25 protein-coding genes and 1 pseudogene are annotated in these 20,725 nt (G+C 64.2%); 12 read left to right on the forward strand and 14 right to left on the reverse strand.

The window, feature by feature from the left end; translation table 11 throughout:
* Nucleotides 1-488: 488 nt before the first annotated feature.
* Both ACFZ8E_RS04015 and ACFZ8E_RS04020 read right to left on the reverse strand, forming a co-directional pair.
* Nucleotides 489-1,739, reverse strand: a complete 1,251-nt coding sequence (locus tag ACFZ8E_RS04015) for a type II toxin-antitoxin system HipA family toxin (RefSeq protein ID WP_405042062.1) — start codon at nt 1,737-1,739, stop codon at nt 489-491.
* Nucleotides 1,723-2,043 carry a helix-turn-helix transcriptional regulator gene (locus ACFZ8E_RS04020; protein WP_405042063.1) on the reverse strand — a complete coding sequence of 107 codons (321 nt, stop codon included), beginning with the start codon at nt 2,041-2,043 and terminating at the stop codon, nt 1,723-1,725. Before ACFZ8E_RS04020 ends, ACFZ8E_RS04015 begins: the two co-directional genes overlap by 17 nt.
* Before the next feature lie 536 nt (nt 2,044-2,579).
* On the opposite strand from ACFZ8E_RS04020, the gene ACFZ8E_RS04025 reads away from it, so the two are divergent.
* Nucleotides 2,580-2,828: a hypothetical protein gene (locus ACFZ8E_RS04025; RefSeq protein ID WP_405042064.1), complete on the forward strand. Its 249-nt coding sequence runs from the start codon at nt 2,580-2,582 to the stop codon at nt 2,826-2,828.
* 57 nt (nt 2,829-2,885) lie between these two features.
* On the forward strand, nt 2,886-3,479 hold the full coding sequence (locus ACFZ8E_RS04030; RefSeq protein ID WP_405042065.1) for a hypothetical protein: 594 nt from the start codon (nt 2,886-2,888) through the stop codon (nt 3,477-3,479).
* A gap of 7 nt (nt 3,480-3,486) precedes the next feature.
* Here the strand turns inward: ACFZ8E_RS04030 and ACFZ8E_RS04035 are convergent, their stop codons facing one another.
* Nucleotides 3,487-4,014 (reverse strand): hypothetical protein, encoded by a 528-nt coding sequence (locus tag ACFZ8E_RS04035; RefSeq protein WP_405042066.1) that lies wholly within the window; start codon nt 4,012-4,014, stop codon nt 3,487-3,489.
* A 345-nt stretch (nt 4,015-4,359) separates the two neighbouring features.
* Here ACFZ8E_RS04035 and ACFZ8E_RS04040 point away from each other — a divergent pair, with 345 nt between their 5' ends.
* Both ACFZ8E_RS04040 and ACFZ8E_RS04045 read left to right on the forward strand, forming a co-directional pair.
* Nucleotides 4,360-4,728, forward strand: a complete 369-nt coding sequence (locus ACFZ8E_RS04040) for a hypothetical protein (protein WP_405042067.1) — start codon at nt 4,360-4,362, stop codon at nt 4,726-4,728.
* Nucleotides 4,725-5,201: a hypothetical protein gene (locus ACFZ8E_RS04045; protein ID WP_405042068.1), complete on the forward strand. Its 477-nt coding sequence runs from the start codon at nt 4,725-4,727 to the stop codon at nt 5,199-5,201. Before ACFZ8E_RS04040 ends, ACFZ8E_RS04045 begins: the two co-directional genes overlap by 4 nt.
* On the opposite strand, the gene ACFZ8E_RS04050 is transcribed toward ACFZ8E_RS04045, so the two are convergent.
* The 3 genes from ACFZ8E_RS04050 to ACFZ8E_RS04060 all read right to left on the reverse strand — a co-directional run bounded on the left by ACFZ8E_RS04050 (nt 5,198) and on the right by ACFZ8E_RS04060 (nt 7,941).
* Nucleotides 5,198-6,549, reverse strand: a protein-coding gene (locus ACFZ8E_RS04050) for an IS3-like element ISMex16 family transposase (RefSeq protein WP_405041759.1) whose coding sequence is annotated in 2 segments (ribosomal slippage) — nt 5,198-6,213 and nt 6,213-6,549 — 1,353 coding nt in all. Because the reading frame shifts where the segments join, the coding sequence is not laid out codon by codon here. The genes ACFZ8E_RS04045 and ACFZ8E_RS04050 overlap by 4 nt on opposite strands.
* Before the next feature lie 211 nt (nt 6,550-6,760).
* Entirely contained in the window at nt 6,761-7,156 is a 396-nt protein-coding gene (locus tag ACFZ8E_RS04055) for a MucR family transcriptional regulator (protein ID WP_147840978.1), read from the reverse strand.
* Between the two features lie 374 nt (nt 7,157-7,530).
* Nucleotides 7,531-7,941, reverse strand: coding sequence for a hypothetical protein (locus ACFZ8E_RS04060; protein WP_405042069.1), 411 nt, complete (start codon nt 7,939-7,941; stop codon nt 7,531-7,533).
* Between the two features lie 413 nt (nt 7,942-8,354).
* Between ACFZ8E_RS04060 and ACFZ8E_RS04065 the strand changes: the two genes are divergently transcribed.
* Nucleotides 8,355-8,918 carry a MucR family transcriptional regulator gene (locus tag ACFZ8E_RS04065; RefSeq protein ID WP_405042070.1) on the forward strand — a complete coding sequence of 188 codons (564 nt, stop codon included), beginning with the start codon at nt 8,355-8,357 and terminating at the stop codon, nt 8,916-8,918.
* Nucleotides 8,919-9,342: 424 nt separating this feature from the next.
* On the opposite strand, the gene ACFZ8E_RS04070 is transcribed toward ACFZ8E_RS04065, so the two are convergent.
* Both ACFZ8E_RS04070 and ACFZ8E_RS04075 read right to left on the reverse strand, forming a co-directional pair.
* Nucleotides 9,343-9,561, reverse strand: a complete 219-nt coding sequence (locus ACFZ8E_RS04070; RefSeq protein ID WP_405042071.1) for a hypothetical protein — start codon at nt 9,559-9,561, stop codon at nt 9,343-9,345.
* 35 nt (nt 9,562-9,596) lie between these two features.
* Nucleotides 9,597-9,848: a DUF6894 family protein gene (locus ACFZ8E_RS04075; protein ID WP_405042072.1), complete on the reverse strand. Its 252-nt coding sequence runs from the start codon at nt 9,846-9,848 to the stop codon at nt 9,597-9,599.
* A gap of 123 nt (nt 9,849-9,971) precedes the next feature.
* Between ACFZ8E_RS04075 and ACFZ8E_RS04080 the strand changes: the two genes are divergently transcribed.
* From ACFZ8E_RS04080 to ACFZ8E_RS04090, 3 genes are read left to right on the forward strand one after another with little or no spacing between them, the layout of a single operon-like run.
* Nucleotides 9,972-10,211, forward strand: a complete 240-nt coding sequence (locus tag ACFZ8E_RS04080) for a hypothetical protein (RefSeq protein ID WP_147840943.1) — start codon at nt 9,972-9,974, stop codon at nt 10,209-10,211.
* Nucleotides 10,208-10,660, forward strand: coding sequence for a LexA family protein (locus ACFZ8E_RS04085; protein ID WP_405042073.1), 453 nt, complete (start codon nt 10,208-10,210; stop codon nt 10,658-10,660). The genes ACFZ8E_RS04080 and ACFZ8E_RS04085 overlap by 4 nt, the downstream gene beginning before the upstream one ends.
* Entirely contained in the window at nt 10,657-11,988 is a 1,332-nt protein-coding gene (locus tag ACFZ8E_RS04090; RefSeq protein ID WP_405042074.1) for a Y-family DNA polymerase, read from the forward strand. Before ACFZ8E_RS04085 ends, ACFZ8E_RS04090 begins: the two co-directional genes overlap by 4 nt.
* Here ACFZ8E_RS04090 and ACFZ8E_RS04095 read toward each other — a convergent pair.
* From ACFZ8E_RS04095 to ACFZ8E_RS04105, 3 genes are all read right to left on the reverse strand, one after another.
* Nucleotides 11,943-12,449 (reverse strand): hypothetical protein, encoded by a 507-nt coding sequence (locus ACFZ8E_RS04095; protein ID WP_405042075.1) that lies wholly within the window; start codon nt 12,447-12,449, stop codon nt 11,943-11,945. The two genes, ACFZ8E_RS04090 and ACFZ8E_RS04095, sit on opposite strands and share 46 nt — an antisense overlap.
* A 253-nt stretch (nt 12,450-12,702) precedes the next feature.
* Nucleotides 12,703-13,242: a hypothetical protein gene (locus ACFZ8E_RS04100; RefSeq protein WP_405042076.1), complete on the reverse strand. Its 540-nt coding sequence runs from the start codon at nt 13,240-13,242 to the stop codon at nt 12,703-12,705.
* Nucleotides 13,242-13,730: a hypothetical protein gene (locus tag ACFZ8E_RS04105; RefSeq protein ID WP_147840948.1), complete on the reverse strand. Its 489-nt coding sequence runs from the start codon at nt 13,728-13,730 to the stop codon at nt 13,242-13,244. Before ACFZ8E_RS04105 ends, ACFZ8E_RS04100 begins: the two co-directional genes overlap by 1 nt.
* 811 nt (nt 13,731-14,541) lie before the next feature.
* Here ACFZ8E_RS04105 and ACFZ8E_RS04110 point away from each other — a divergent pair.
* The 3 genes from ACFZ8E_RS04110 to ACFZ8E_RS04120 all read left to right on the forward strand — a co-directional run bounded on the left by ACFZ8E_RS04110 (nt 14,542) and on the right by ACFZ8E_RS04120 (nt 17,133).
* Nucleotides 14,542-16,086: a chromosome partitioning protein ParA gene (locus ACFZ8E_RS04110; RefSeq protein WP_405042077.1), complete on the forward strand. Its 1,545-nt coding sequence runs from the start codon at nt 14,542-14,544 to the stop codon at nt 16,084-16,086.
* A gap of 33 nt (nt 16,087-16,119) precedes the next feature.
* Entirely contained in the window at nt 16,120-16,614 is a 495-nt protein-coding gene (locus tag ACFZ8E_RS04115; RefSeq protein ID WP_147725143.1) for a hypothetical protein, read from the forward strand.
* A gap of 72 nt (nt 16,615-16,686) precedes the next feature.
* Nucleotides 16,687-17,133 carry a hypothetical protein gene (locus tag ACFZ8E_RS04120; protein ID WP_147725144.1) on the forward strand — a complete coding sequence of 149 codons (447 nt, stop codon included), beginning with the start codon at nt 16,687-16,689 and terminating at the stop codon, nt 17,131-17,133.
* 79 nt (nt 17,134-17,212) lie between these two features.
* Here ACFZ8E_RS04120 and ACFZ8E_RS04125 read toward each other — a convergent pair whose 3' ends face one another.
* On the reverse strand, nt 17,213-17,701 hold the full coding sequence (locus ACFZ8E_RS04125) for a hypothetical protein (RefSeq protein ID WP_405042078.1): 489 nt from the start codon (nt 17,699-17,701) through the stop codon (nt 17,213-17,215).
* Nucleotides 17,702-17,937: 236 nt separating this feature from the next.
* Between ACFZ8E_RS04125 and ACFZ8E_RS04130 the strand changes: the two are divergent.
* Nucleotides 17,938-18,138 (forward strand): annotated as a pseudogene (locus tag ACFZ8E_RS04130) (DUF4113 domain-containing protein); the annotation flags it as partial.
* Nucleotides 18,139-18,224: 86 nt separating this feature from the next.
* Here ACFZ8E_RS04130 and uvsE read toward each other — a convergent pair.
* Nucleotides 18,225-19,379, reverse strand: a complete 1,155-nt coding sequence (gene uvsE, locus ACFZ8E_RS04135; RefSeq protein ID WP_405042079.1) for a UV DNA damage repair endonuclease UvsE — start codon at nt 19,377-19,379, stop codon at nt 18,225-18,227.
* Entirely contained in the window at nt 19,376-20,392 is a 1,017-nt protein-coding gene (locus ACFZ8E_RS04140) for a DHH family phosphoesterase (protein ID WP_405042080.1), read from the reverse strand. Before ACFZ8E_RS04140 ends, uvsE begins: the two co-directional genes overlap by 4 nt.
* Between the last annotated feature and the right edge of the window lie 333 nt (nt 20,393-20,725).

A 20,725-nucleotide genomic window follows, 5' to 3' on the forward strand; every position in this document is an offset into this window, starting at 1 on the left:
CGCGAGAGATCGTGGCGCTTGCCGGCAATGGCTTCGCCGTGGTCGCGGCGGAGGTGAAGGCGCTGAGGAGCAGACCGCCAAGGCCACAAGCGAGATTGTGGATCGGCATCAAAGCATGAGCCCAGCCGTTTCGCCCTTACCTACCTCATAGGGCAGACAAATTGCGCTCGAAAGGTGGGGTCACGATCGGCGCCGATCGTGACCCCACCTTTCGAGTGGTTTCGGACATATTTACAAGCACTTGAGCAGGGTAGCGTGACGGGTTTTGTTTCGACGCCAATTTACAATCTGACCGATCACCGCATGGACTCGCCAAAGCGGAAGGCTGGGATCGGCCGCTTCTAACCGTCATCAGACCATCGGACGGCCAAGCTGATCGGGTTTCGACCCGATGGCATGACCGCCGCCAGCATCAAGGCACACACGCGCAACCTCGTCGCCTTCGCGGCAGAGGCTCTCGTTCGGTTCGACGGGCGACGGAACGACGCTCAAGGTGCGAATCCGACCTCCTTCGGAAACGCGCCCGTCAGGTACCGGCGATCCTTCGGCGGTACCTCGCGCATATCCATGAACTCGCGAAGGCGCCGCGCGCCCTGCAGGACGCGCTCCCGGATATCGTTCGCGCGGTCGGCATCCAGTCGGAAAGCCGTGCGTGCGTCAAACGCGGCGTCTGGGTCCCAGGCCGGCGAAACCTTCGGCGCCGGTGCGGGAACGTGGCGTGCCCGTTCCGGATGGGGAACGAGATCGAACACTGGAGAGAGCTTCCAACCGTCGCCCTTGTCGACGAATGCGTGATTTCTGAGGTGGTCGTCGGTGTTGTGGAGATATGAGTTCAGAAGCAGGCGGCCGAAGACCTCGGCCGGCGCATCCTTCACCCCGATCACCTGGGCGATCGCCGCGATGTCCGTATAGGTGCGCTCCGTGTTGTAGCTGGTCGATGGTTGCTTCAGCAGGGTCGCCGCGCTGAGATACGAGAACGGCCGACCGTCGATCCCCTCGTCCCGATCGAACCGTTCGACGAACAACGCGGCGCGACCGCCGGCAACCACGATCTTCCGCCGCGGAACCGAAAAGCCTGCTGCTTCGGCGACGTCGAGGCATGCAGCCTCCACCCGGGGGTCGTCGAACTTGTCCATCGAGGTTGGAAATTTGGCGATCCATTGACGCCCCTCGGATCTGATCCTGGCCTTGGGCCGTGCTCCGCCCACGTCGCTGTTCCGGAAGAGGAGTTTGAAGTGATGCCCTTCGGCATCGCCGGCTTCGACCGCCGCCGCCGCATCCATCAGCGCCTCGAGATCGTCCGTCTCGCCGGGTAGGTCCACGAGCGGCTCCTCCGGCGGCAACCAGGTCATGGGTCCGTCATCCGGGTTCGGCCCGAAAGCCAGATCGCCGGTACGCCCTCGGCCTCCGAGTGCGAGATACTCGGGCATCGATAGGGTGCTTTCGGGGAATGCTCTCGTCAGAACCTCCTTTCCCCATCCGTCGGGTCCCGCGTCGTGGAAGGCCAGCGGCACTTCCTCGGGGACGGCCGCATACGATTTGGCGACGAGCCTCAGACCGATCGGATCGATGGGCTTCGCCTTGACGTGGCCGAGGCAGGACGACGCGTACCGGAAGCGCCCGACGCGCTTCGGACCTGTCCCTTCGAACGTCAGGTCGCCTACAGGCGCGTAGTCGTCTCCATGCCACCGGTAGACCACGAGGTAGTCGAGCCGTCCGGTCTTAGAAGTCCGCCACACCGGTTCTGCTCCCCGCCCGCTTTCTGCCCGATGCCAACTCCATGCTTTCGCCCATCGGGTCCACGGCGAGCAGTTCGCCGATCCGTTCAGTGCATCCAAAGACCGTCAACGCCTTGATGGCGACCGCCAGAGTCACTCCGGGGCGGCCCTTCTCCAGATTGATGACGGACGGTCGATGGACGCCCATCCGCTCGGCCAACTCGACTTGGGACAGATTCCGGCGCAGCCGCGCCAAGCGCACGCGCTCGCCAAACAACCTCAAGCTTTCGAGTTCTTCGGTGGAAAGAATGGCTGTCGTGTTCATGCCGCTAAAGCATACATCGGAGGGTCTTATATGCACTCTAGCCGCACATGACGCAAGGGTGGATGCGGCTTGCGGAGCGCCTACGCTGACCGTCGCCATCAAATACCCGGGGTTGGCGGTCGGCGCAAAATGGACGGGTCTCGCCGTCCAGCCAGCCGGCGACGCCGTCTTCGGCAAAGCGCGACTGCCAATGCCGGACCACAAGCGGCCTTACGCTGTGCTGCCGAGCGCGGTTCGCCGGACGCTAGGAACGAAGGACCCGGCGCTGGCACGATCACGGTTCCTTCTGATCGCCATCGAGGTCCAGAGCCAATGGGGATGGAAGGCGTGCCGACGTACGTTCAGGCGATGCGGAGCGCCTCGGCGAACCCTTCGATGCGACCCGAGACGGACCTCCTTCGGTGGCCTCCAGCTTGAGATCCTTCGGTGGAAAACCCGTTCCTTGGGGGGGGGCGGCGTGTCGGCGTCTAATGGACACCTCCGACGGTCGGTTCCCTGGCGCCCGATCTTTGCCGCATATGCTGCGGAGGCATGCCTTGCAGGCCACCGTCAAGCGCTGGACCGGTGTCCTCAAGGTGCTCGAGCGGGCGGTCGGTACCGGCAACCTCGGTCGCGTCCGGCGGTCAGACCTGATCTCCTGGAAAGCCTCTCTGCTCGCGTCCGGGTCAGCGCCACGAACCGTGCGCGACGCCTACATCGCAGCCGTGAAGGCCGTATCGAACTGGGCGGTCGCCAACGGCCATCTGGACGTATCGCTGGACTGCACGGTGGCATTCCATAGGTAGGATCGCGACATCCAGCTTCCGGTCGCTGAGCCGCATCGTAGACCTCAAGGAACAGATATGGACGCGAGCGTTTGGATAGCCGGCGTATCGGCAGTCGTCGCGACCGGCGCAGCTTGTGTCTCATTATGGCAGGCGAAGGAGGCGAGAGACCAAGCTGTCCAGGCTCGACGGCAGGCCGATGCAGCTCACGGTGATGTTGCTCCGACCTTCCATGTCGAGCCAATCAGAGGTGTCAAAGAGGAATGGGCACTCTGCTTCGTGGCGCGGAATTTCAACCGTCATGCCGTACTGGTGGATACGGTCACCATCAACTTCCCGGATACCTTTCTGCTGCTCAAGGGTACAGTGGAGACGCGTACGACAAATCAGATCGTCGAAGGCTACGTGCAACCCGCGAAGGGTGTTTATCGAGTTCGATCCAAGGAGACGCTGGTAGGCCTTGCCCCGGGCGGGGAGCATGCCGCGGATCTCCGATTTTCGATCTCGCTGCGGCCTGCAACCTTCGAAGCTCGCATGGGCGGCGGCGCGCTGCAGACGCTATCGGTGCAGGAGGGCGACCAGATCGCGATCAGCTACGCCGTCAATTACAAAGTGCTCGACGGCCTCGACGTGACGCGCGAGAAGTCCGGGATGCTCACGCTCGTCTTCTGATCGGATCTCACGGATGCGTCAGGCTATAAGCCACGATCATTCCGAGCGCGCCGCCAGCCAAGCTGCCCCATGCGATCCAGACTGCCCGCTTGATGAACTTCGAGCAGCGGTCAATGGTATCCGTATTGCGATCTATGCTTCTGACATCGAGGGCGACGCCCTCGGCGAGTGAGCGATGAAGTCGGCGACCGTCCTGTATATCTTCGATCCAGTTTGAGGGACTGTTGCCGACGTAGTAGAAATCATCAGGCATGGCGGCCATGTTGGCGCAGAACATCGCGATCAGCAGGCCGAAGACAACCATGATCCCGACCACGCCGAAGGCCGCGAAGTCGGTACTGGTCGTGACGACCGTCACGCTTGCGCTGCCGATCACGGCAGAGGCAGCCGCAAGGAAGCCGAAGAAGGTCATCGCCCTCTGGTTTCCCGCCAGCGTTACAGTGAGCTGCGCACCGAGGTAGGCGTCGGCTTCCTTGCGGATCTGAGCCAGCGTGTCAGGGTGTGCGCTTTCGAAGGTAGAGGCCGGATCAGGCATGGATGCTCCGTTTCAAGCTCAGCCGGGCGATAAAACAACGGGGAAGAAGGGTGGCGGAGCCCGCACCGGCGGATGGACCGGCGACAGCAAGCCTACGCCGAAGCCGCAGCCACCTAGGCCCGCGCCTCCCAAAGGGGGGAAGAAGTAGGCTGACTGGACCACGAAATCGTCCATGGCACTCGTCTTGAGCTCCGCGATACGACGCTTCGGATCACGAGGCGGCCGACGGATGCGCGCGGTGTCCGCGCCTAGGCGCAGGACGCGTGTTTCCTTGGCGCGGACAATCGACGTGCGGTTTGGCCCCACGTATCGTACACGCGATCTTGGAAGCGGGACGGAGCCTCGATGCCGGGCGAGCTTGAAAACGACACTCCGATAGCGACGCCGTTTCTACTGAGGTTCGCACAGGTGCGAACCGGCAGCGGCGTGTTGCCCGGACGCTATTGCTCCGATCGCGACGTCTGGGTCGTGAACACCGAGGAGGGCTCGGTTCCTCTGATTCTGAGCCGGGAGGAAGGCCGAGCCGACGAGACCGTGACGCGTGTTCTGGCCGAGCAGACCGATCAATCGATGGGCGGAGCATACGCCGGAACCGTCGTGGGCATGACCAGCACGGCCGTCGAGATGGAACGTACCGACATCCGGACCGATGCGATGTCCCTCCATTTGACGGTGACGCTTACGGAGGTGCAAGCCGAACAAACCGACGCATGATCCTCCTCGTCACAAATCGGCGCGACGTCACGAGCGACCACGTCGTGCTCGAGCTTCGGCGACGCGGCCAACTCTACGCACGTTTGAACACGGAGGATCTTGCGAGCGCGCGATCGAGCTGGAGGCTCGCGGGTGCCGACCCGGACTGGACGATCGCAACTGATGGGCGGACGCTCGACCTCAACGCCGTTGCCGCCGCCTATCTGCGCCGGCCGCTGCCGCCGGACCTCGCGGAACTCGCCGACCTCGGCGAGCGACGGTATGCGACGGGCGAGTGGGTTGCCTTGCTCGAGGCCCTCTACGCGCACCTGGGCGATCGTTGGCTCAATCCTCCCGCGGCCATGTCTTCGGCCGAGGACAAACTCCGGCAGTTGACGCTCGCCTCTCGGCTCGGCTGTCCGTCGTCAGATGATTTGGGACATTCAGCGGTGTTCAGGAGCGGAGGCTCTGGTTCATCTGGGGTAAGAGGTTAGGCAGCCTGCGCGTGGTGGCGCAAGCGGCGATCCATCAGGGTCTGGCGCTTGATGCGTTCCCGCTCGGCCAGGATCCCTTCGCCGCGTCCGAAGTAGACGTCGGCGGGCGTGAGGTTGCTCAGGCTCTCATGGGCTCGGGCATGGTTGTAGTGTTCGACGAAGTCGGCAACCTGCGTCTCCAACTCGCCGGGCAAGTACGCGTGTTCGAGCAGGATGCGGTTCTTGAGTGTCTGATGCCAACGCTCGATCTTGCCCTGCGTTTGCGGATGGCATGGCGCACCGCGGATGTGGGTCATGCCCCGAATGCCGAGCCAGTCAGCCAGGTCGCTGGCGACGTAGCTTGGACCGTTGTCGGAGAGCAGGCGTGGCCGCGGCATCACCCGCGCCTGATCGAGCCCAGCCGCACCCAGCGCCAGGTCGAGCGTGGCGGTGACGTCGCTGGCCTGCATCGTCGTGCACAGCTTCCAGGCGACGATGTAGCGTGAGAAGTCGTCCAGGACCGTCGACAGGTAGTACCAGCCCCAGCCAACGACCTTCAAGTAGGTGAAGTCCGTCTGCCAAAGCTGGTTGGGCGCGGTGGTTTTATCGCGGAACTCGTCGGCGGCCTTGATGACGATATAGGCCGGGCTGGTGATCAGGTTCTGAGACTTGAGCAACCGGTAGACGGTCGCTTCCGAGACGAAGTAGCGCCGCTCGTCGGTGAAGCGCACCGCCAGCTCACGCGGACTGAGTTCAGGCTGCTCCAGAGCCAAGGCAACGATCTGCTCGCGGATCTCTGCAGGTAGACGGTTCCAGACCCGGCTCGGCTGCGAAGGATGGTCATTCAACGCCTCGGGGCCGCCGCGCTGGTAGGCGTCGTACCAGCGGTAGAACGTCGAGCGCGTGATGCCGAGCTTGTCCAGGGTGGCACGCACCGGCAGGTGGGATTGCTCGACCAGCCGGATGATCTCCAGCTTCTCGGGGGCCGGGTACCTCATGCCTCGTCGCCCCCAGCCCCGCTCATGCTTTTTTTAAGCAAACGGTTCTCCAGGACGAGATCAGCTACGACCTCCTTCAGCGCCCCCGCTTCGCGACGGAGATCCCGCACCTCATCCGTGGTGGCCGCACGAGACGTGTCACCGGACAGGCGCTTCTTGCCAGCCTCCAGGAACTCCTTGGACCAGCCGTAGTACATCGAGGCGGCAATCCCCTCACGTCGGCACAACTCCGCGATGCTGTCCTCGCCACGCAAGCCTTCCAGCACCACACGGATCTTCTCCTCGGACGAGAACTGCCGACGTGTGGCCCGACGGATGTCCTTGATCACCGCTTCTGCCGGCTTCTTGGCCGGTCCGGATGTCTGCTTCATCTTCGCTCCTCAGGGGCTACGATGAACCAGCCATCCTCCGTTCGTGAAGACCCTCATTCTGTCCCACAGGTGCTGACGTCGGACAATGCGCAAGCCGTTCTCAGACGAAATGTTGGTCAAAGCCACGCGACGGATCATATCGGCGCGCGGCATGGAGCTTTGAAGGTCGCCTCGTCGGTTCGCCGATCGAGGCGCCATCGAGCTACGCTGCTCAGGCGGCTGCGCGACCTGGCCGGCCCAAACCAATATTTTTTGCGAGAGCAGACCGGGCCTCCGAGTACGAGGCGGCCGTCGTCGGATAATCGTCCGGCAGTCCGAACTTCGCCCGGTAGCCGCGCGGGTCGAGCCCATGCTTCGTGAGGTGTCGCTTCAACGTCTTGTATGATTTTCCGTCGATGAAGCTGACGAGCCCGTCGGGCCGGATCGACTTGCGGATCTGTGCCGCGGTGGGCTTCTCAACTTCTTCGTCCGGGGTGCTGACACCACCAGCCGCTGTCACGCTCGCGATGCCGTTGAGGGTCGCATGAACGGTGCGGATCAAAGCGGGAAGTTCAGTTGCCGGCACGCGGTTGTTGGACACGTAAGCCGCTACCAGTTCGCCCGCCATTGCGAGTATGTCAGGGTTTAACCCCAGGTTTTCTTGCGTCACTTCGATTATCCTGTATGTACGCTACTGGCGTGAGATCTACCGATCTCTCGTCCAAATCAAGGCATGACTCGCACAAGATCGTGCGATCCTGCCGTGACCTGTACGCATGATCGACGGATAAGGTTTCCAGGAGAAGGCAGCCCGGCGCCCCATCGGGGCGGTCCCAGCTGCTTTCACCACGCTCCGCGGCAGTGCGGCGTCACTCAAGGTGCAGCCGTGGAGAAAGACTTCATCCGGAAAATGGGGTCAGCCGGGGCCGATGCGCATTAAAAAAGCCCCGGCCGCGTCTGCGGTCCGGGGCTCATTATCATGCGCAAGCCTGCGGCTGCTGTTCAGTACCCGTAGCCGTAGTACCCGCCGCACGAGCCTGGGCCATACCCATAGGCGCCGTACCCGTACGTGCCACCGTAACCGCAGTTTCCGTAGTAGCCGCCTAAGCCGTAGCCGACGCCCAGGCCAAGACCGACGCCCGCCAGACCGTAGCCAAGTCCCCGACCATATCCGCCGCGACCGTAGCCACCCGCGAAGCCGCGGCCGGCAAATCCACGTCCGACAAAACCGCCGCGGGGTGTGCCTATACCGCCGCGAAAGCCGCCGCCGCCGCCGCCGAAGCCGCCACGGAAACCGCCGCCACCGCCGTGGAAGCCGCCACCGCCACCGCCGAAGCCGCGGGCATCAGCGGTCACCGGCGTGAAAGCCAAGGCTGCAATCAGAGCCGTTGACGCAAAAGCAATTTTCTTCATTCCGTGAACTCCATAGCCGACCCATCAGAATCGGCCTGTTATAAAGGAGCAACTGCTAGACCTTGCGATAGTTCTCGCGACAGCGTGTCCTACGACACACGAAAATGTATCGGAGTGTTTCTTAGGGCTTCGCTTGGCTTTGGCGTTCAAAGCTTGGTCTTAGAGCCTGATGGTGTCGCGGTTGGCTCCACCGTCGGGTGCGCGATCCGTAATCGGGTTGGGATGGCACCCAAATGAGGAGATGCATAACGCTCAAGCGACGGGAGTTCCTTTGGCACGACATAGTCCCCCCGCCGATGCGCTCGGCTCGAATATGACAGTGAGTTCGACCGGAATTTCGTAGAGCGGAGGTGCGTTTCCTATGCGTATGCCTTGACGATCTACCTCATCGGGTGGAGCGGTGGATCCTCTTGATGGAAGGGATCGTCGTGGACGAAAAACTCGAAGCTCAACCCAATAACTTCATCGAACTCGCCGCCGACCTCGTTGCGGCTTACGTGTCGAACAACAACGTGCCGGTGTCGGAGTTGCACAATGTGATCGCCAGCGTGCATGCGGCTTTGTCCGGTCTCAGCAATGGGGCGGCTGCTGAACCTGCCGGCCCCGAGAAGCCGACCGCGGCACAGATCCGTAAGTCGATCACGCCGGACGCGCTGATCTCCTTCCTCGACGGCAAGCCCTACAAGACGCTGAAGCGTCACCTGACCGTGGCCGGTCTGACGTTGGAGCAGTACCGTGCACGCTACGGTCTGCCGTCGGACTATCCGTCGACCGCCGCAAGCTATTCCGCTCAGCGGTCCGAGCTGGCGCGCTCGCTTGGCCTTGGCCAGCAGAGGCGTAAAGCAGCTCCCAAGGCTGCCGCGGCCGACGAGACAGTCTCCGAGGCGCCCAAGACCCGTGGTCGGAAGCCCAAGGCCGCAGGGGCGTCCGGGGCGGCTCCGAAGGCACGCGGGCAGAAGGTCGCCGGGACGGCCTGAGGCCGCTCAGCGCCCCGTTCCGGCACACCGCGGCATCCGTCGCGGTGATGTGCTTCTAACCGAGTCCTGCCATCCTACACCCGGGCCACGTTGCGTATCGGCCTCGCTGGTGAGATGCAGGGTTCCCCCGTCCCGTGAACCGATCGGGGCGGGGCTGAACCGTCTGCTCCCGTGTGAAGGCTCGAAGTCTTCAACAGCATTGTCTTGCAAGGCAGCCCTCCCGTGCGCGCAGGCAACTGAGCGAAGCGTTGCACGTTGAGAATGGCGCTGTGTGGCGCTTGAGGCATCCCATGTTGTTGATCGCGTCCCTTGTCGCCGGCACCTTCGTGCTCGCGAGTTCCTTCTCCCTGATCGCCGTCCTGACGGACTGAAGACACACTTGCGCCGCCCGGGATCAGGCGGCCGGGCAGGGTCGGCTCACACCTCAACTGCCCTGCAAGCTCTCCGCAAAATCGTCCGGCACCTCGCCGAACTGGCCAAGGATCGTCGCGCTCTCCAGCTCGCCGGTCTCAGCGTCGGCGACGATCTTCAGTGCCGTGATGCCGGACATCGCCTCGGCCTTCTTTACCGCGCCGTTCTCTGTCGGCGCCACCTCGCGGTCGCCGGGCACCAGGCGCTTCCGCTCGATGATGAAGGTCTGCATCGCGAACGTCGTCTCCGCGCCGATGGTGCGTCCTCTCAGCCTTGTCTCGGCGGTCGATTGTCGAGCACGTCCGTGAACGGCTTCGAGAGAACGTGCCGGCCCGCCGCATCGTAGATCTCGACCGTCCAGGCCGACCAATCCCGCGTCGCGCCGCCGAGCATCAAGTCCAGCGCGACCCGCGCCGCATGCGCGCGCATCAGCGCCCAGGTCGGCAGCCGCTTGCCCAGCCGATCGGCGATGAGGTCGTGCCCGTCCGTGCAGTGGAAGCGGTAAAGCGGTGTCGGCATTGGCCTTCTACCCCGCCCTCCACAGCATCCCACCGCTTCGCGCCCGGCTGTGATCGCCATGGTTGAACCGTCGATCCGCTTACTGTCTGTTCCTTGTATGTTCTTGAACAACTTGGAGCACCGATGCACCCCCAACCCTACGAACCGCCTGTGGAGATCCGTTCAACCGAGGCCGAGGCGATCGCATGGGCCTACCGGCTGGTCGCATGCGGCGACGCCTGGGCCGCGCTGGTCCGGGCGATCGAGGACGCGCTGTCCGACCTTGCGGAGGCCGAGCGCCGGACCGAGCAACGCGACCGGCTGATCTCGTACGGCTACGTCCGAGCTGGCGTGGCCGCGGCGCCGGCGAGCGACGCGGCGTGAGCCCCTACGCGGTCGATGAACTGACCCTCGGCAGCATGGACGCCGTCCGCGTGCCGGTCATCGGGCAGGCGCTCTGCGCCGGCTTTCCGTCGCCCGCCGACGACTTCCTCGAAGGCGCGCTCGAGCTGCCGCGCTGGCTCGTGCCGAACCCGCCGGCGACCTTCCTGATGCAGATCCGCGGCGAGAGCATGCGCGGCGCCGGCATCCACGACCGAGACCTCGCCTGCATCGACCGCAGCCTCCGGGCGGAGGACGGCTCCGTCGTCGTCGCGGTGGTCGACGGGCAGCTCTCGTGCAAGCGCTACCGGATGGCCGGCAACCGGGCGCGTCTCGACTTCGACAACCCCGAGATGCCGGCGTTCGCCGTCGACGAGTTCGGCGAGGTCGAGATCTGGGGCGTGTTGCGCTTCTCGATCCGCTGGCACCTCGCCCGTGGGCGGCTGTCGTGAGCGGCCCGGACCCGCGCCTGCACGACCGGATCGGCGGCGGCCGCGCCATCGCGCTCATCGACGGCAACAGCTTCTACTGCTCGTGCGAGCGCGTGTTCGACCCGAAGCTTTCCGGCGTTCCGGTGATCGTGCTGTCCAACAATGACGGATGCGCCATCGCCAGGACGGCCGAGGCCAAGGCGCTCGGCATCCGCATGGGCGAGCCCTGGTTCAAGATCCGGGAGATGTGTCGGGTGAAGGGCGTGCGGGTATTCTCGTCGAACTACACCCTCTATGGCGACATGAGCGCCCGGGCGAACGCGGTCTACCGCGACTTCTCCTCCATGGTGGAGATCTACTCGATCGACGAGAGCTTCCTCGACCTCTCGGACGTGCGGGCCGATCGCCGCGTCGCGCTGGCCCGCGACCTGCGCGCCACGGTGCGCGCCTGGACCGGCATCCCGACCTGCGTCGGCATCGGCCCGACGAAGACGCTGGCCAAGCTCGCCAACCACATCGCCAAGCGCATCGCGCCGCTCGACGGCGTCTGCGACCTCACCGACCCGGCCGAGTACGACCACTGGCTCTGCCGCATCCCGGCCGGCGAGGTCTGGGGCATCGGCCGCGCCTCGCTCGCCAAGCTCGAGGCCATGGGCGTCGACAGCGTAGCCGATCTCGCCGACCTCGACCCCCGCCCGGTGCGCAAGGCGCTGACGGTGGTGGGCGAGCGCATCATCCACGAGCTGCGCGGCCTGTCCTGCCTGCCGCTCGGCGCGCTGCCGGCCCAGCGCAAGGGCTGCGCGGTGACCCGCTCGTTCTCGACCCGGATCGAGGACCGGGCCACGCTGGAGCAGGCGGTCTCGGCGCACGCCACGCGGCTCGGCGAGAAGCTCCGGCGCCAAGGGCTCGGCACGAACCACGTCTCGGTGTTCTACCATACGAGCGAGCACGACCGGGGCGCACCGATGCGCTCGGTCTCGACCACGGTGACGTTGCCGGAGGCCACGAACGACACGCTGGCGCTCATCAAAGCCGCCCGCCTCGGCGTGGCGAGGACTTGGCGCGAGCCCGGCGACCGGCCGTGGCGGTTCAGCAAGGCCGGGATCGTGACCACCGACCTGATGCGGCTCGACGCCAGCCCGCGCGCCCTGATCGGGCAGCTCGACCGCGCGCGCTCCGGGCCGCTGATGGCGGCGATCGACGCCTGCAACGCCCGCTTCGGCCGCGGCAGCGTCGTCCCCGCCCGCGCAGGCCTCGTGGAGAGGCGGTCCTGGAGCACGAAGTTCGGGATGCGCACGCCGCGTTATACCACCCAGGTCGGCGAGCTGCCGATCGCGGTGGCCGGCTGATGGAGCGCCTGTGTGACTTGCGCGGGCGCCGACTCGTCGTCGAGTGCCCGCCGTGCAAGCGGCGCGGCACCTACGACCTGGCTCGCCTCCGGCAGCGGTTCGGCGAGCACGCCGACCTCTACGACGTGTATCTCCGCCTGACCCAGACGTGCGGTCATCAGCAGGCGGTCGGCACCCGGCAGCCGAACCAGTATGGCCGGACGTGCCGCGCCGCGATCGGCGTCGAGGGCGGGGACGGGCGCACGGGCTTGCCGTCGCGCACCTGAGCAACGCCCTATGCCGAAGTGTGCAACCTCGACCGCCTCGCGGTTGGCAGCTACGATCTCGTCCTCGACGGCGTGATCGTCGGCAATGTGGTCCGGGAGGTCTCGGCCGATGGCGGTCATCGTGCCTGGCACGTGGAGCTGCTCGACGACCCGCCGCCTGATCGCCGCCCGAGCCCATTTCGTGAGATCGAGCACACCTCTCCTACGCTTGATGCCGCGACGGCATAGCTCGGCGGCGCGGTGGTCTCAGGTTCTCTTGAGGCAGCGTAGCGCACGAAGGGGAGGATCGGGCTGAGCCTCGGCATCGTCCTCTCGGCGGTCTTGCGCAACGCCGGGGTGCAGCGCGATCCAACTTCCAAAGGATGAGACCCCATTGCCTCGTTCTTCCCCGGCTAGGCCCCGCTGGGCCCGGCCGAGGCGGGATCATCACGTCGCAGCCACAGCGTTGCTAGGCAAGGTCAACGACGATATCGCCCAGTTCGTCCTTGAGGCAGGCGTGGACGCGACGCAGCCATAGCTGGGCTTCAGCTTCGCCGGCTCTGGCCTCCTCGGCTTGCTTCTCCGCGAGCTTGGCTCGGGCTTCCGACAGACGGGCGAGTTCGTCGGCCTTGTCGGCTCGCAGTGTCGCAGCCTTGGCTGCCGCCTCCGCAGCTTGCGCACGCCGCTCGGCATCCTCGGTCTGCTTCACGCTCCGTCGGATGATCGACTGGGAGCGAAGCGAGACTTCCTGAGCAAAATCGCGTGCCCGGCGTACACGCGCTCCAACATCTCGGATTAGGTCGAGCGCGGCGGGCCAATCGACGAATGTCGGCTCGGCGAACGTCTCCTGCGAACCCGGCATGCTGGGCTCGGCGAAAAGGGGCACGACCTTCTTGCCCGACGTCACGTCGGCAGCCCATTTCGTGCTGCTGCGTGCAGCATCGCTGGGTTCGGCCTCGTCTCCGTCCTGGCGCGCATCGACGGTCCGGCGCTGAGCGTTGATCGACATCAGGCGGTCCGCTTCGCAGACGCTTCGACACTGAACTCGTTCGCGATCGTGTCGTAGACCCGCGACAGCCACTCTTCCGCAATGCGCGCGCGCTCCTCCGCCGCCTTCACACGCTCGTCGGCGGCATTGAGCAACACGTCGGCGCGGCTCTGGATGTCGGCGGTTCGCGCTTCGGCGGCGCGAACCCGTTCAGCGGCCAGCTTGAGATCCTCGCGGGCGCGTTCCAGCAGCTCCTGGACCCGCTGCTCTTGTTCCTGCGCCTGGGCCTCGACCTCGCGCGCATGGGTCGCCGCATGCCGAACGCGGTCGATCAGCAGCGACCAGTCCTGCGGCGACGACCGGCGCGTCGGCGGCTGGCCGCCGCCGATGTCATCGAGGGGGCCGACCAACCGCAACACCTTCGAGAGCTGAGCGTCGGACCCCGGTTCGCCGACCGGGACGTCCAGCGGCGAGAGGCTTTCCCAAGAGAACTTCTTCGCCGGGTCCATTGGACTATCTCACTATTTGCTTAGGCTCGGACCACGCCAGCCTGGTCAGTTAACAGATCGTTTGCAATGGTTAACAGAAGCTTAACGCATTGGCTATCGCTGATGTCGCGGGCGTTCGCGTCGTCGGCGTTGTCAACTTAGTCGAAGGCGACCGCCATCCACTGCAGCAAAGCGTTCTCGACGGCTCGCTCCAGCCGGCCTGCGTGAAGTCGCTATGCTTAGGATGGCTTGGTACTGAGCGCCCCTTGAAGGCATTCACAGAACCGAAACATAGAGGCAGAAGCCTTCGCCTTGCTGTGTCGGGTTTGCCACAAGGCGGGCTTAAGTGGATCGGTCCGTTTCGAGGGCCGCCGCCGGCGCCCGTGGCATCCGCTTGCGGGCGTCCGTTCCGCCGGCCGCCCCCCGGTGACCTCGACGGGGGCTCTGCGTCGCTTGGGACGGCTGACGGCCGGCGCCTGCTCACCATCAACGGCAGCTCCCTTGTGGCCGAGATCGTCATCGCGCGACGTGGGCGCCGCCGCCGCAGATGTCAGCGCGATCGCCCACTGTACATCGGAAAGCCTTCAACGTTCCTTATAGGAAAAAAACGAACAACCCATCCATGAGAGGACGCATTCTCATCCGAAAATTTCTGCGCGCATTCGACTAGACGCCGAAACTGGACGCTTGAACGAGCTTGAATCAAAAAACAACGCTCGATGTCGATCCGAATGTCCCCGCCGCATTTGGGATTCGCCTTTGATAGATTTGCGTGATATAAATCTACTTATGCCTATAATAGGCATTTAATGCGTATAGGATCGTCTTCGCGATGGCATGGTCATCTTTTCGGAACGTGCTGGCCTCGCCGTCGTCTGGCTCGTCGCTGAAGGATGCGCCGGTCGATGAGGTATCGAGACAGCCCAAGCCTGACATCGCCCTGCCCAAAGCGAACCTCGATGCGTTCGATAGCGCAATGAAACGGACGAGCGCCGCGCGCGCAGAGAAGCCATTGTCTCTCGACTCGATCGGCCAGCGCGATGAGGTCGTAAGGCAGCGCATCAATGCGATGATGGATCGCCTGGAGGACTTGAGGACATTGGAGGAAGATTTCTCCTCCATTCTCGAGCCGATCATCAGTATTAGCGATGAGCTGCCTCGCGCAAGCATGCGCATCGCCGAACTCGAGACGTCGCTTGCGCAGGAATTCCAATCGAGCCGAACGATCAGGCTCGAAGTCGCGGAGCTTCTCACCCGGTCGGCCGGTCTGGCCACCGAGCTCTCCGATGCCCTCGCGCGAGCCGATCGATCTGAGAACCAGTTGCGCGCCGCCGACGCTACGATCGCCGACCAGCGTATCGAGATCCGCGACAAAGCGCTCTCCATCGAAAACATGGAGCGACAACTCTTCGCTGAAGCCGAACAGGTGAAGGCTTTGAGCGGCGAGAACAAAGCCCTGCGGCTGGAAGCACAGGCCGCCGACAGCGCGCTCGCACGATCGGAGCATGAGCTGCTCGGCGCCCGCGAGAGCCTTGGTGTCCTCGATGCGGACAACCGCCGCATGACGACGCTCAACGAGGAGCAGGCCGTCCAGCTCTCGGAACTGGAGAGCCGCCATCGAAGCTTGGAGGCTCTGGCCGACGTGGAGCGCCATCGCTTGCGGGCGGCCGAGAGCCAGCTCGCGAGCGAGGTCGCCGCGCGAGAAAGGAACGAGGCTCAACACGAGACGGACCTCAGCTTCTTGCGGACCGAGCGCTCCGGATTGGCCATGAAGCTCGAAGCCGCGACCAATCGAGCGGAATCGAACGAGCAGCTGCTCGGCCAGGCACGCAACCAACTCCGTGAGAAGGATGAGGCGCACAGGATCGCGGATCGCAATTTCAAAGAGGCTAGCATCGCGCGTACCACTGCGGAGAGGCGCTTGGACTCCCTTCAGACCGATCTGGCGCGTCAGACCGAACGGTTCCTCGACATGCAGCGGTTGCGCGGTGAACTCGAATCGCGCTGCGACATGCTCGGCAAGGCCCTGGCGGCCCGAGAGGCGGCGGTCGAGCAAGCCGGCATTCGCAACGCTGCCCTCGTCGAGCGCATCGAGCAGATGACCCATCGTCAGGAAGCGGCGCGCGCCGAGTTCGAGTTGGCAAACCGGCGGTTGACGGAGGACTTGCAGAACGAGCGCTCGGAGCGCGCTCTGGTCCAAGGCGCCTTGGACATCGCCCGGGAAACGCGTGTATCGCTTCAGAAGCAGTACGAAGTCCTCAAACGCTCGGGCCGAGGATGGCGGGCCGGGGAAGAGGATGCGTCTCCGGTTGGTGCCGAGCCAACGTCGGAGCCCGTCAGCAACGTCCGGCCGTTCAACGCAGCCGTTCAAAATTAACGATCAAATATTCATTGCGGAACAAGGTTTAGGATGAGCGATCCCGCCTCCAAAGACATGCCGTTCTCTACGGGTCAGTCGATGATGCTTCGTGCATGGCAATCGAACGCGACGAAGCCTGGAGAAAAGGTCGTCAGCTTCCTCCCCTCATCGGAAGGTGGGTCTGGAGCAATGTCGGCAAACCCGGAGAATGCAGGAGGGCCGCCCCTGAGGGAGTGGTCGGCCGCCGTCGATCTCATCGAAGAGGCAAGCGAAGCGATCCGCATCGGTGAGCAGCGAGCTGCGGAATTGGAAGCCCAGCTTACGCATGTCACCACCCAGGCATCGGAGGAGATGCGCCGTCTGAATCAGCAGATCTCGCTCACGGAGCAGAAGCTTTCTCGTGCCGAGGAGCGCGCGCGTCTGGCCGAAAGCCGGGCCCACGAAGCTGAGGCGTGGCTCGTCCGGCTTCACGACGCGGCAATCACGGCTTTCGGATCGAGGGCCGCACAGAAAGCCGCGTCCCTCAATGGCGAACCCTCTGACTGAAACGGACTCGGTGCAGTGTTCAGGTCGGACCCGACGTCCTCGTTTGCGGCTACTTCCGCCGATCATGCTCCGGTGGGCTCGTCGAGCCTTGCTACACCGTTGCATTTTGCCAAGGTCAACCCGGGTGTCGTCCTTGAACTGATTGCGCAGGCCGAGACAGAAATTACCAGTTTCGAGCTTTGGCGCAACAAGATCCATTCCGATGCGTGCCTGCTGCTCGCTCGCATCAAGCAGGAACGCCTGGACTACGCCACGCAAATCAGGAACCTGGACCATGAGGTCAGGGTTTTACAGGAGAAATCCACCGAGGCAGAGCGTGTCGCCTATATGGCGCTCGTTGAGCTGGACGGCGCACTCCGTCTCTGCGAGATGGCAAATGCAAGAATTCTAGAAGCTGAAGAAAGGGCAGAAGCTGCCGAGAGGCGCGCTGAAAGCGCCGAAGGTTGGCTCGAGAAGGTACAGGCCGCCATTACGTTCGAATTAATAGATCAGCCGCGCGAGCGCCATGGCGGCGAATGAACGCTTCATCAAATTAAGAGATTTATACAAAAACTATCATTCGTCTCTATCTTGCCTGTGGTCATTTTGAAGGCCGACATCAGATAACGTGTCTTAAGGCTGGCTTCTCTGAAAATTCTGCCACGATAGTTTCCTGGACCCGCGCCAGCCACTCCTCGGAGATACGCGCACGCTCCTCGGCCGCCAGCAGTTTTTCGTCGGCAGCCTTTAGCAACGCGTCGGCACGGCTCTGGATATCGGCAGAGCGTGCCTCGGCAGCTCGGACACGCTCAGCGGCATCCCGGACATCCTGCCGGACACGGTCGAGCAATGCCTGAACGCGCAATTCCTGTTCCTGAGCCTGCGCCTCAATATCACGAGCATGCTGGGCCGCCTGACGAACCCGATCGATTAGTTTTGACCAATCCTCAGGTGGCGAACGAGGGTCGGAGGTAATCTCCGTTCCAACGCTGTCGAAGTGACTGACAAGCGGTAGCACCTTCGTGATATGAGTGCCGACAGCATCCCCTTGATTAGACGCATCGAGAGCTGAGAGGTATCCGAAAGGGAATCTCTTCACAGGTTTCATGGAGCTCCTTGGCGCGACGCGGGCGCCATTTAGATAGGCCGCGATTATTGATGATAGTAAATTTAAACTATCTAGTGTCCGGTTTGCAAGTCACGGCGTCCTAGCTCCGGCCGATCTCCACACAGCTCTTCCAGCCTTGCGCCGTACCAAGGCCTTCCGCTGCCGACGGAGCTTGACCTCTGGCATGGGACCCCAGCGCCACGCGTTCTCGATACCGCGCAAGACCCTCTCCTGTTCGCGCATCGATCGGCCAACTCGACCGCGAGCGCTCCCGGCCGCTAATGGCGGCGATCGACGCCTGCAACGCCCGCTTCGGCCGCGGCAGCGTCGTCCCCGCCCGGGCTAGACTCGTGAGGAAACGGACATGGAGCACGAAGTTTGAGATGCGGACGCCGCGCTACACGAGCCAGGTCGGCAAGTTGGCGATGGCGCACGCGCGACCGGCGGTATGGCGGGCCGTCGCAGCAGGGTCGTCTTGTCGTGAAGTGCGCACCTTTGAGGTGGCGTCCCGGGATTTCCGGGGTCATTCCGCGGCTTCAGCGTGCCCCTCGTCGACATCCGCCTCATCGTCGGCGTCGACGCCTTCCTCCAGCTGCTCCTCGTCGTCCGTCGCTGCCTGCGGGGTGATCCCAAACCGGGCGGCGACATCGGGTGCGAAGCGCAGCAAATCGGGGCGAAGACGCAGGAGGCTGAGGTCCTTGGATTTCCCTTCCAGCATCACGTCGAAAACCAATCCCTCGGCCATCCGCATGAACGTCGCGAACTCGAAGGGGTTGGTGAAGTCGGCGTGACCCGTCCAGACCGGGGGCCGCAACACCGTCTTCACCCGTGCCGTCGCCTTGATCGGCGCCTTCAACACCTCCTTCGACTTACCCCTGGCTTTTCCGGCCTTGGCCGCCTCTCGTTGCTTGGGGGTGATCTTTTGCTTGATCTCGCGCAACTCGGTGCGCGGCGAGGAGAAATGCATTTTCGGGCGGACGCCAGCGGGCCACGTCGCAAGGAAGCGCTCGAAGGTCTCGCGCATGTCCAGCCGCTCGGGATTGAGGCACCAGAAATGCTGGTAGTCGAAGATCAACCGCACCTCGGTACGCTCGTGGATCCAGAGCACGTCCGCCGCCGAGAAGCGCAGGTCATCATTCTCCAGCACCAGACGGCGCTTCACGTGCTCCGGGCAGAGGTTCCAGCCGTCGACCCAACGCGCCCGGCTCGCCTCGTGGTCGTCGTAGACGCCACCGACATGGGTGATCATCACCGCCTCGTCGTCCAGCTCCATCCGGTCCAGCATCTCGGCTTGGCTGGAGAGATCCCAGATGCTCTTCTTCGTGAGCTCGGGGTTCGGAGCGTTCAGCAGCACGTACTGCGAGGGATGGAACGACAGCCGGATGTCGTAGGCTCGGGCCTTTGCGCCGAACGCCCGCAGCTCGGCATCGCTCTCCGCCACCATGTTGTGAAACCGGGGCATGTCCGGGTGGGTCGCATAAGGCGCGATGTCCGACGACATCCGGTACATGTCGAGGTTCTTGGACTTGAGGTAGTCCAGGACGTGGTCCAGCAGTTCGAGGGAGCACCTGAGGTGCGGATCCTTCTGCCAGCGCCGGGTGTCCTGCGACTTTAGGTCTGGCCGCCCCATCACCTTGACGGGAAAGCCCAGCCGCAAGGGACGATCATTGCCGGTCATGCCTGCACCTGTGCCTGGGGAAACCCGAGTCCCTGGATGAAGTCGTTCCAGTCGGCGTTGCGCAGCGCCCCGCCTGTCGCCTGGGCGTGGCCGTTGCCGTAGCGCCCGTCGGCGTTGGCCGGACGATGCTCGGCGAGGAAGGCGATGAGATCGCGCCCGCTGGCCGACCGAGCGGCGAAATGCACCCAGCTGGGGCGATAGCCCGCGTTCGCGGCGATCACGATCTTGTCCTTCAGGCGCCCCCGCCATTGCTGGGCGATCAGGGGATGGATCTGGCACGGGGAGTCGAGCGATATCAGCGCGACGTCGCCGCCGATGGCGGGCGGCACGCGCTTGGCCGTGTCCATGGCCGCCCGGACCTCGGTCTTGGCCGCGTGCAAGGCTAACGCATCGGCATCGTCGCCCTTGGTGATGCGTTTTGGGCCGTCCGATGCCAGCAGAAGTCGTAACGCCGGCCCTGCGTCGGCCGCCGCGGTTCGGCGGGGGGCGTTGACGAGCGACGTGGCATCGCGAAGGGCCGTCTTGCCCCAACGAGCCTGGGCCTCGGCGATCTCCGGGAAGTCGAGACCCTCGGCCATGTCGCCGATCAGGCCCACCGCCGCCAGCCATAGCAGGTCGGCCTGGTCCCCCATGGCGCCAACGGCCCACCAGGCAAGCAGGGCGGTGGTCGGCTCAGGGGCGAGGCCGTTCCCGCTGATCGTGATCGCGTCCCTCGGTTCGCCGGTCGGGACGTGGTGGTCGATGACGAGTGTCGGGCAGCCCGACAGCACGGGGTCGGCTCGGGTGCCGAGGTCGGCCAGGATCAGTCCGCCGGGCTCGTGCTCGCCCAGCCGGTCGGCGACCTGGGGGTCCCACGGTGACTCCCCCTTACCGACAACGACCGATACCGCCTCCCATCCCGCTTGCCGGAGGGCTCGGACCAGTATGGCGGCCGCGGTCAGACCGTCCGCATCGAAATGGCTGACGATCAGGATGGGTTTCTCTTTGTTGAACTTGGCGAGGGCGGCCTTCATCGCGTCCCGTGCCGACCCTCGTGTATCGCCATGCGATGACAGGCTTCCGACCATTCGAGACCTCACTGACCCACCCGTCATTTCATACCCCGTGGCCCCGTTCGAAGGCCGGCCCCGAAATCCTTTGATGCAAGCCAGAGATGCGCATCGCCCGGCGAGGCAACGTCCGAGTTTCGGAACCGATGGCAGGCCAATCAGAGAATTCTGTTCAAAGATTCCATTGCCCGGGGTGCAAGCGCACAGGCGATCGGCCGTCGGCACCATACGGCCTCCCAAACGGCATCGGCCTGCTGATGTCCGGGGTCGGAGGATGTTAGGATCTGGTCGGAATCA

It is taken from the genome of Methylobacterium sp. HMF5984 (genome assembly GCF_045033435.1).
In the GTDB taxonomy this organism is placed as follows: domain Bacteria; phylum Pseudomonadota; class Alphaproteobacteria; order Rhizobiales; family Beijerinckiaceae; genus Methylobacterium.

What these genes read in the sequence shown, in the direction of transcription:
- ACFZ8E_RS04070 (WP_405042071.1), bottom strand. Translation starts at nt 9,561, where the DNA reads ATGCAGACCTTCATCATCGAGCGGAAGCGCCTGGTGCCCGGCGACCGC.
- ACFZ8E_RS04045 (WP_405042068.1), top strand. Translation starts at nt 4,725, where the DNA reads ATGATCCTCCTCGTCACAAATCGGCGCGACGTCACGAGCGACCACGTC.
- uvsE (WP_405042079.1), bottom strand. Translation starts at nt 19,379, where the DNA reads ATGACCGGCAATGATCGTCCCTTGCGGCTGGGCTTTCCCGTCAAGGTG.
- ACFZ8E_RS04115 (WP_147725143.1), top strand. Translation starts at nt 16,120, where the DNA reads ATGAGCGATCCCGCCTCCAAAGACATGCCGTTCTCTACGGGTCAGTCG.
- ACFZ8E_RS04110 (WP_405042077.1), top strand. Translation starts at nt 14,542, where the DNA reads ATGGCATGGTCATCTTTTCGGAACGTGCTGGCCTCGCCGTCGTCTGGC.
- ACFZ8E_RS04055 (WP_147840978.1), bottom strand. Translation starts at nt 7,156, where the DNA reads ATGGCGGGCGAACTGGTAGCGGCTTACGTGTCCAACAACCGCGTGCCG.
- ACFZ8E_RS04040 (WP_405042067.1), top strand. Translation starts at nt 4,360, where the DNA reads ATGCCGGGCGAGCTTGAAAACGACACTCCGATAGCGACGCCGTTTCTA.
- ACFZ8E_RS04080 (WP_147840943.1), top strand. Translation starts at nt 9,972, where the DNA reads ATGCACCCCCAACCCTACGAACCGCCTGTGGAGATCCGTTCAACCGAG.
- ACFZ8E_RS04125 (WP_405042078.1), bottom strand. Translation starts at nt 17,701, where the DNA reads ATGAAACCTGTGAAGAGATTCCCTTTCGGATACCTCTCAGCTCTCGAT.
- ACFZ8E_RS04100 (WP_405042076.1), bottom strand. Translation starts at nt 13,242, where the DNA reads ATGTCGATCAACGCTCAGCGCCGGACCGTCGATGCGCGCCAGGACGGA.
- ACFZ8E_RS04065 (WP_405042070.1), top strand. Translation starts at nt 8,355, where the DNA reads ATGGAAGGGATCGTCGTGGACGAAAAACTCGAAGCTCAACCCAATAAC.
- ACFZ8E_RS04140 (WP_405042080.1), bottom strand. Translation starts at nt 20,392, where the DNA reads ATGAAGGCCGCCCTCGCCAAGTTCAACAAAGAGAAACCCATCCTGATC.
- ACFZ8E_RS04030 (WP_405042065.1), top strand. Translation starts at nt 2,886, where the DNA reads ATGGACGCGAGCGTTTGGATAGCCGGCGTATCGGCAGTCGTCGCGACC.
- ACFZ8E_RS04075 (WP_405042072.1), bottom strand. Translation starts at nt 9,848, where the DNA reads ATGCCGACACCGCTTTACCGCTTCCACTGCACGGACGGGCACGACCTC.
- ACFZ8E_RS04060 (WP_405042069.1), bottom strand. Translation starts at nt 7,941, where the DNA reads ATGAAGAAAATTGCTTTTGCGTCAACGGCTCTGATTGCAGCCTTGGCT.
- ACFZ8E_RS04020 (WP_405042063.1), bottom strand. Translation starts at nt 2,043, where the DNA reads ATGAACACGACAGCCATTCTTTCCACCGAAGAACTCGAAAGCTTGAGG.
- ACFZ8E_RS04035 (WP_405042066.1), bottom strand. Translation starts at nt 4,014, where the DNA reads ATGCCTGATCCGGCCTCTACCTTCGAAAGCGCACACCCTGACACGCTG.
- ACFZ8E_RS04105 (WP_147840948.1), bottom strand. Translation starts at nt 13,730, where the DNA reads ATGGACCCGGCGAAGAAGTTCTCTTGGGAAAGCCTCTCGCCGCTGGAC.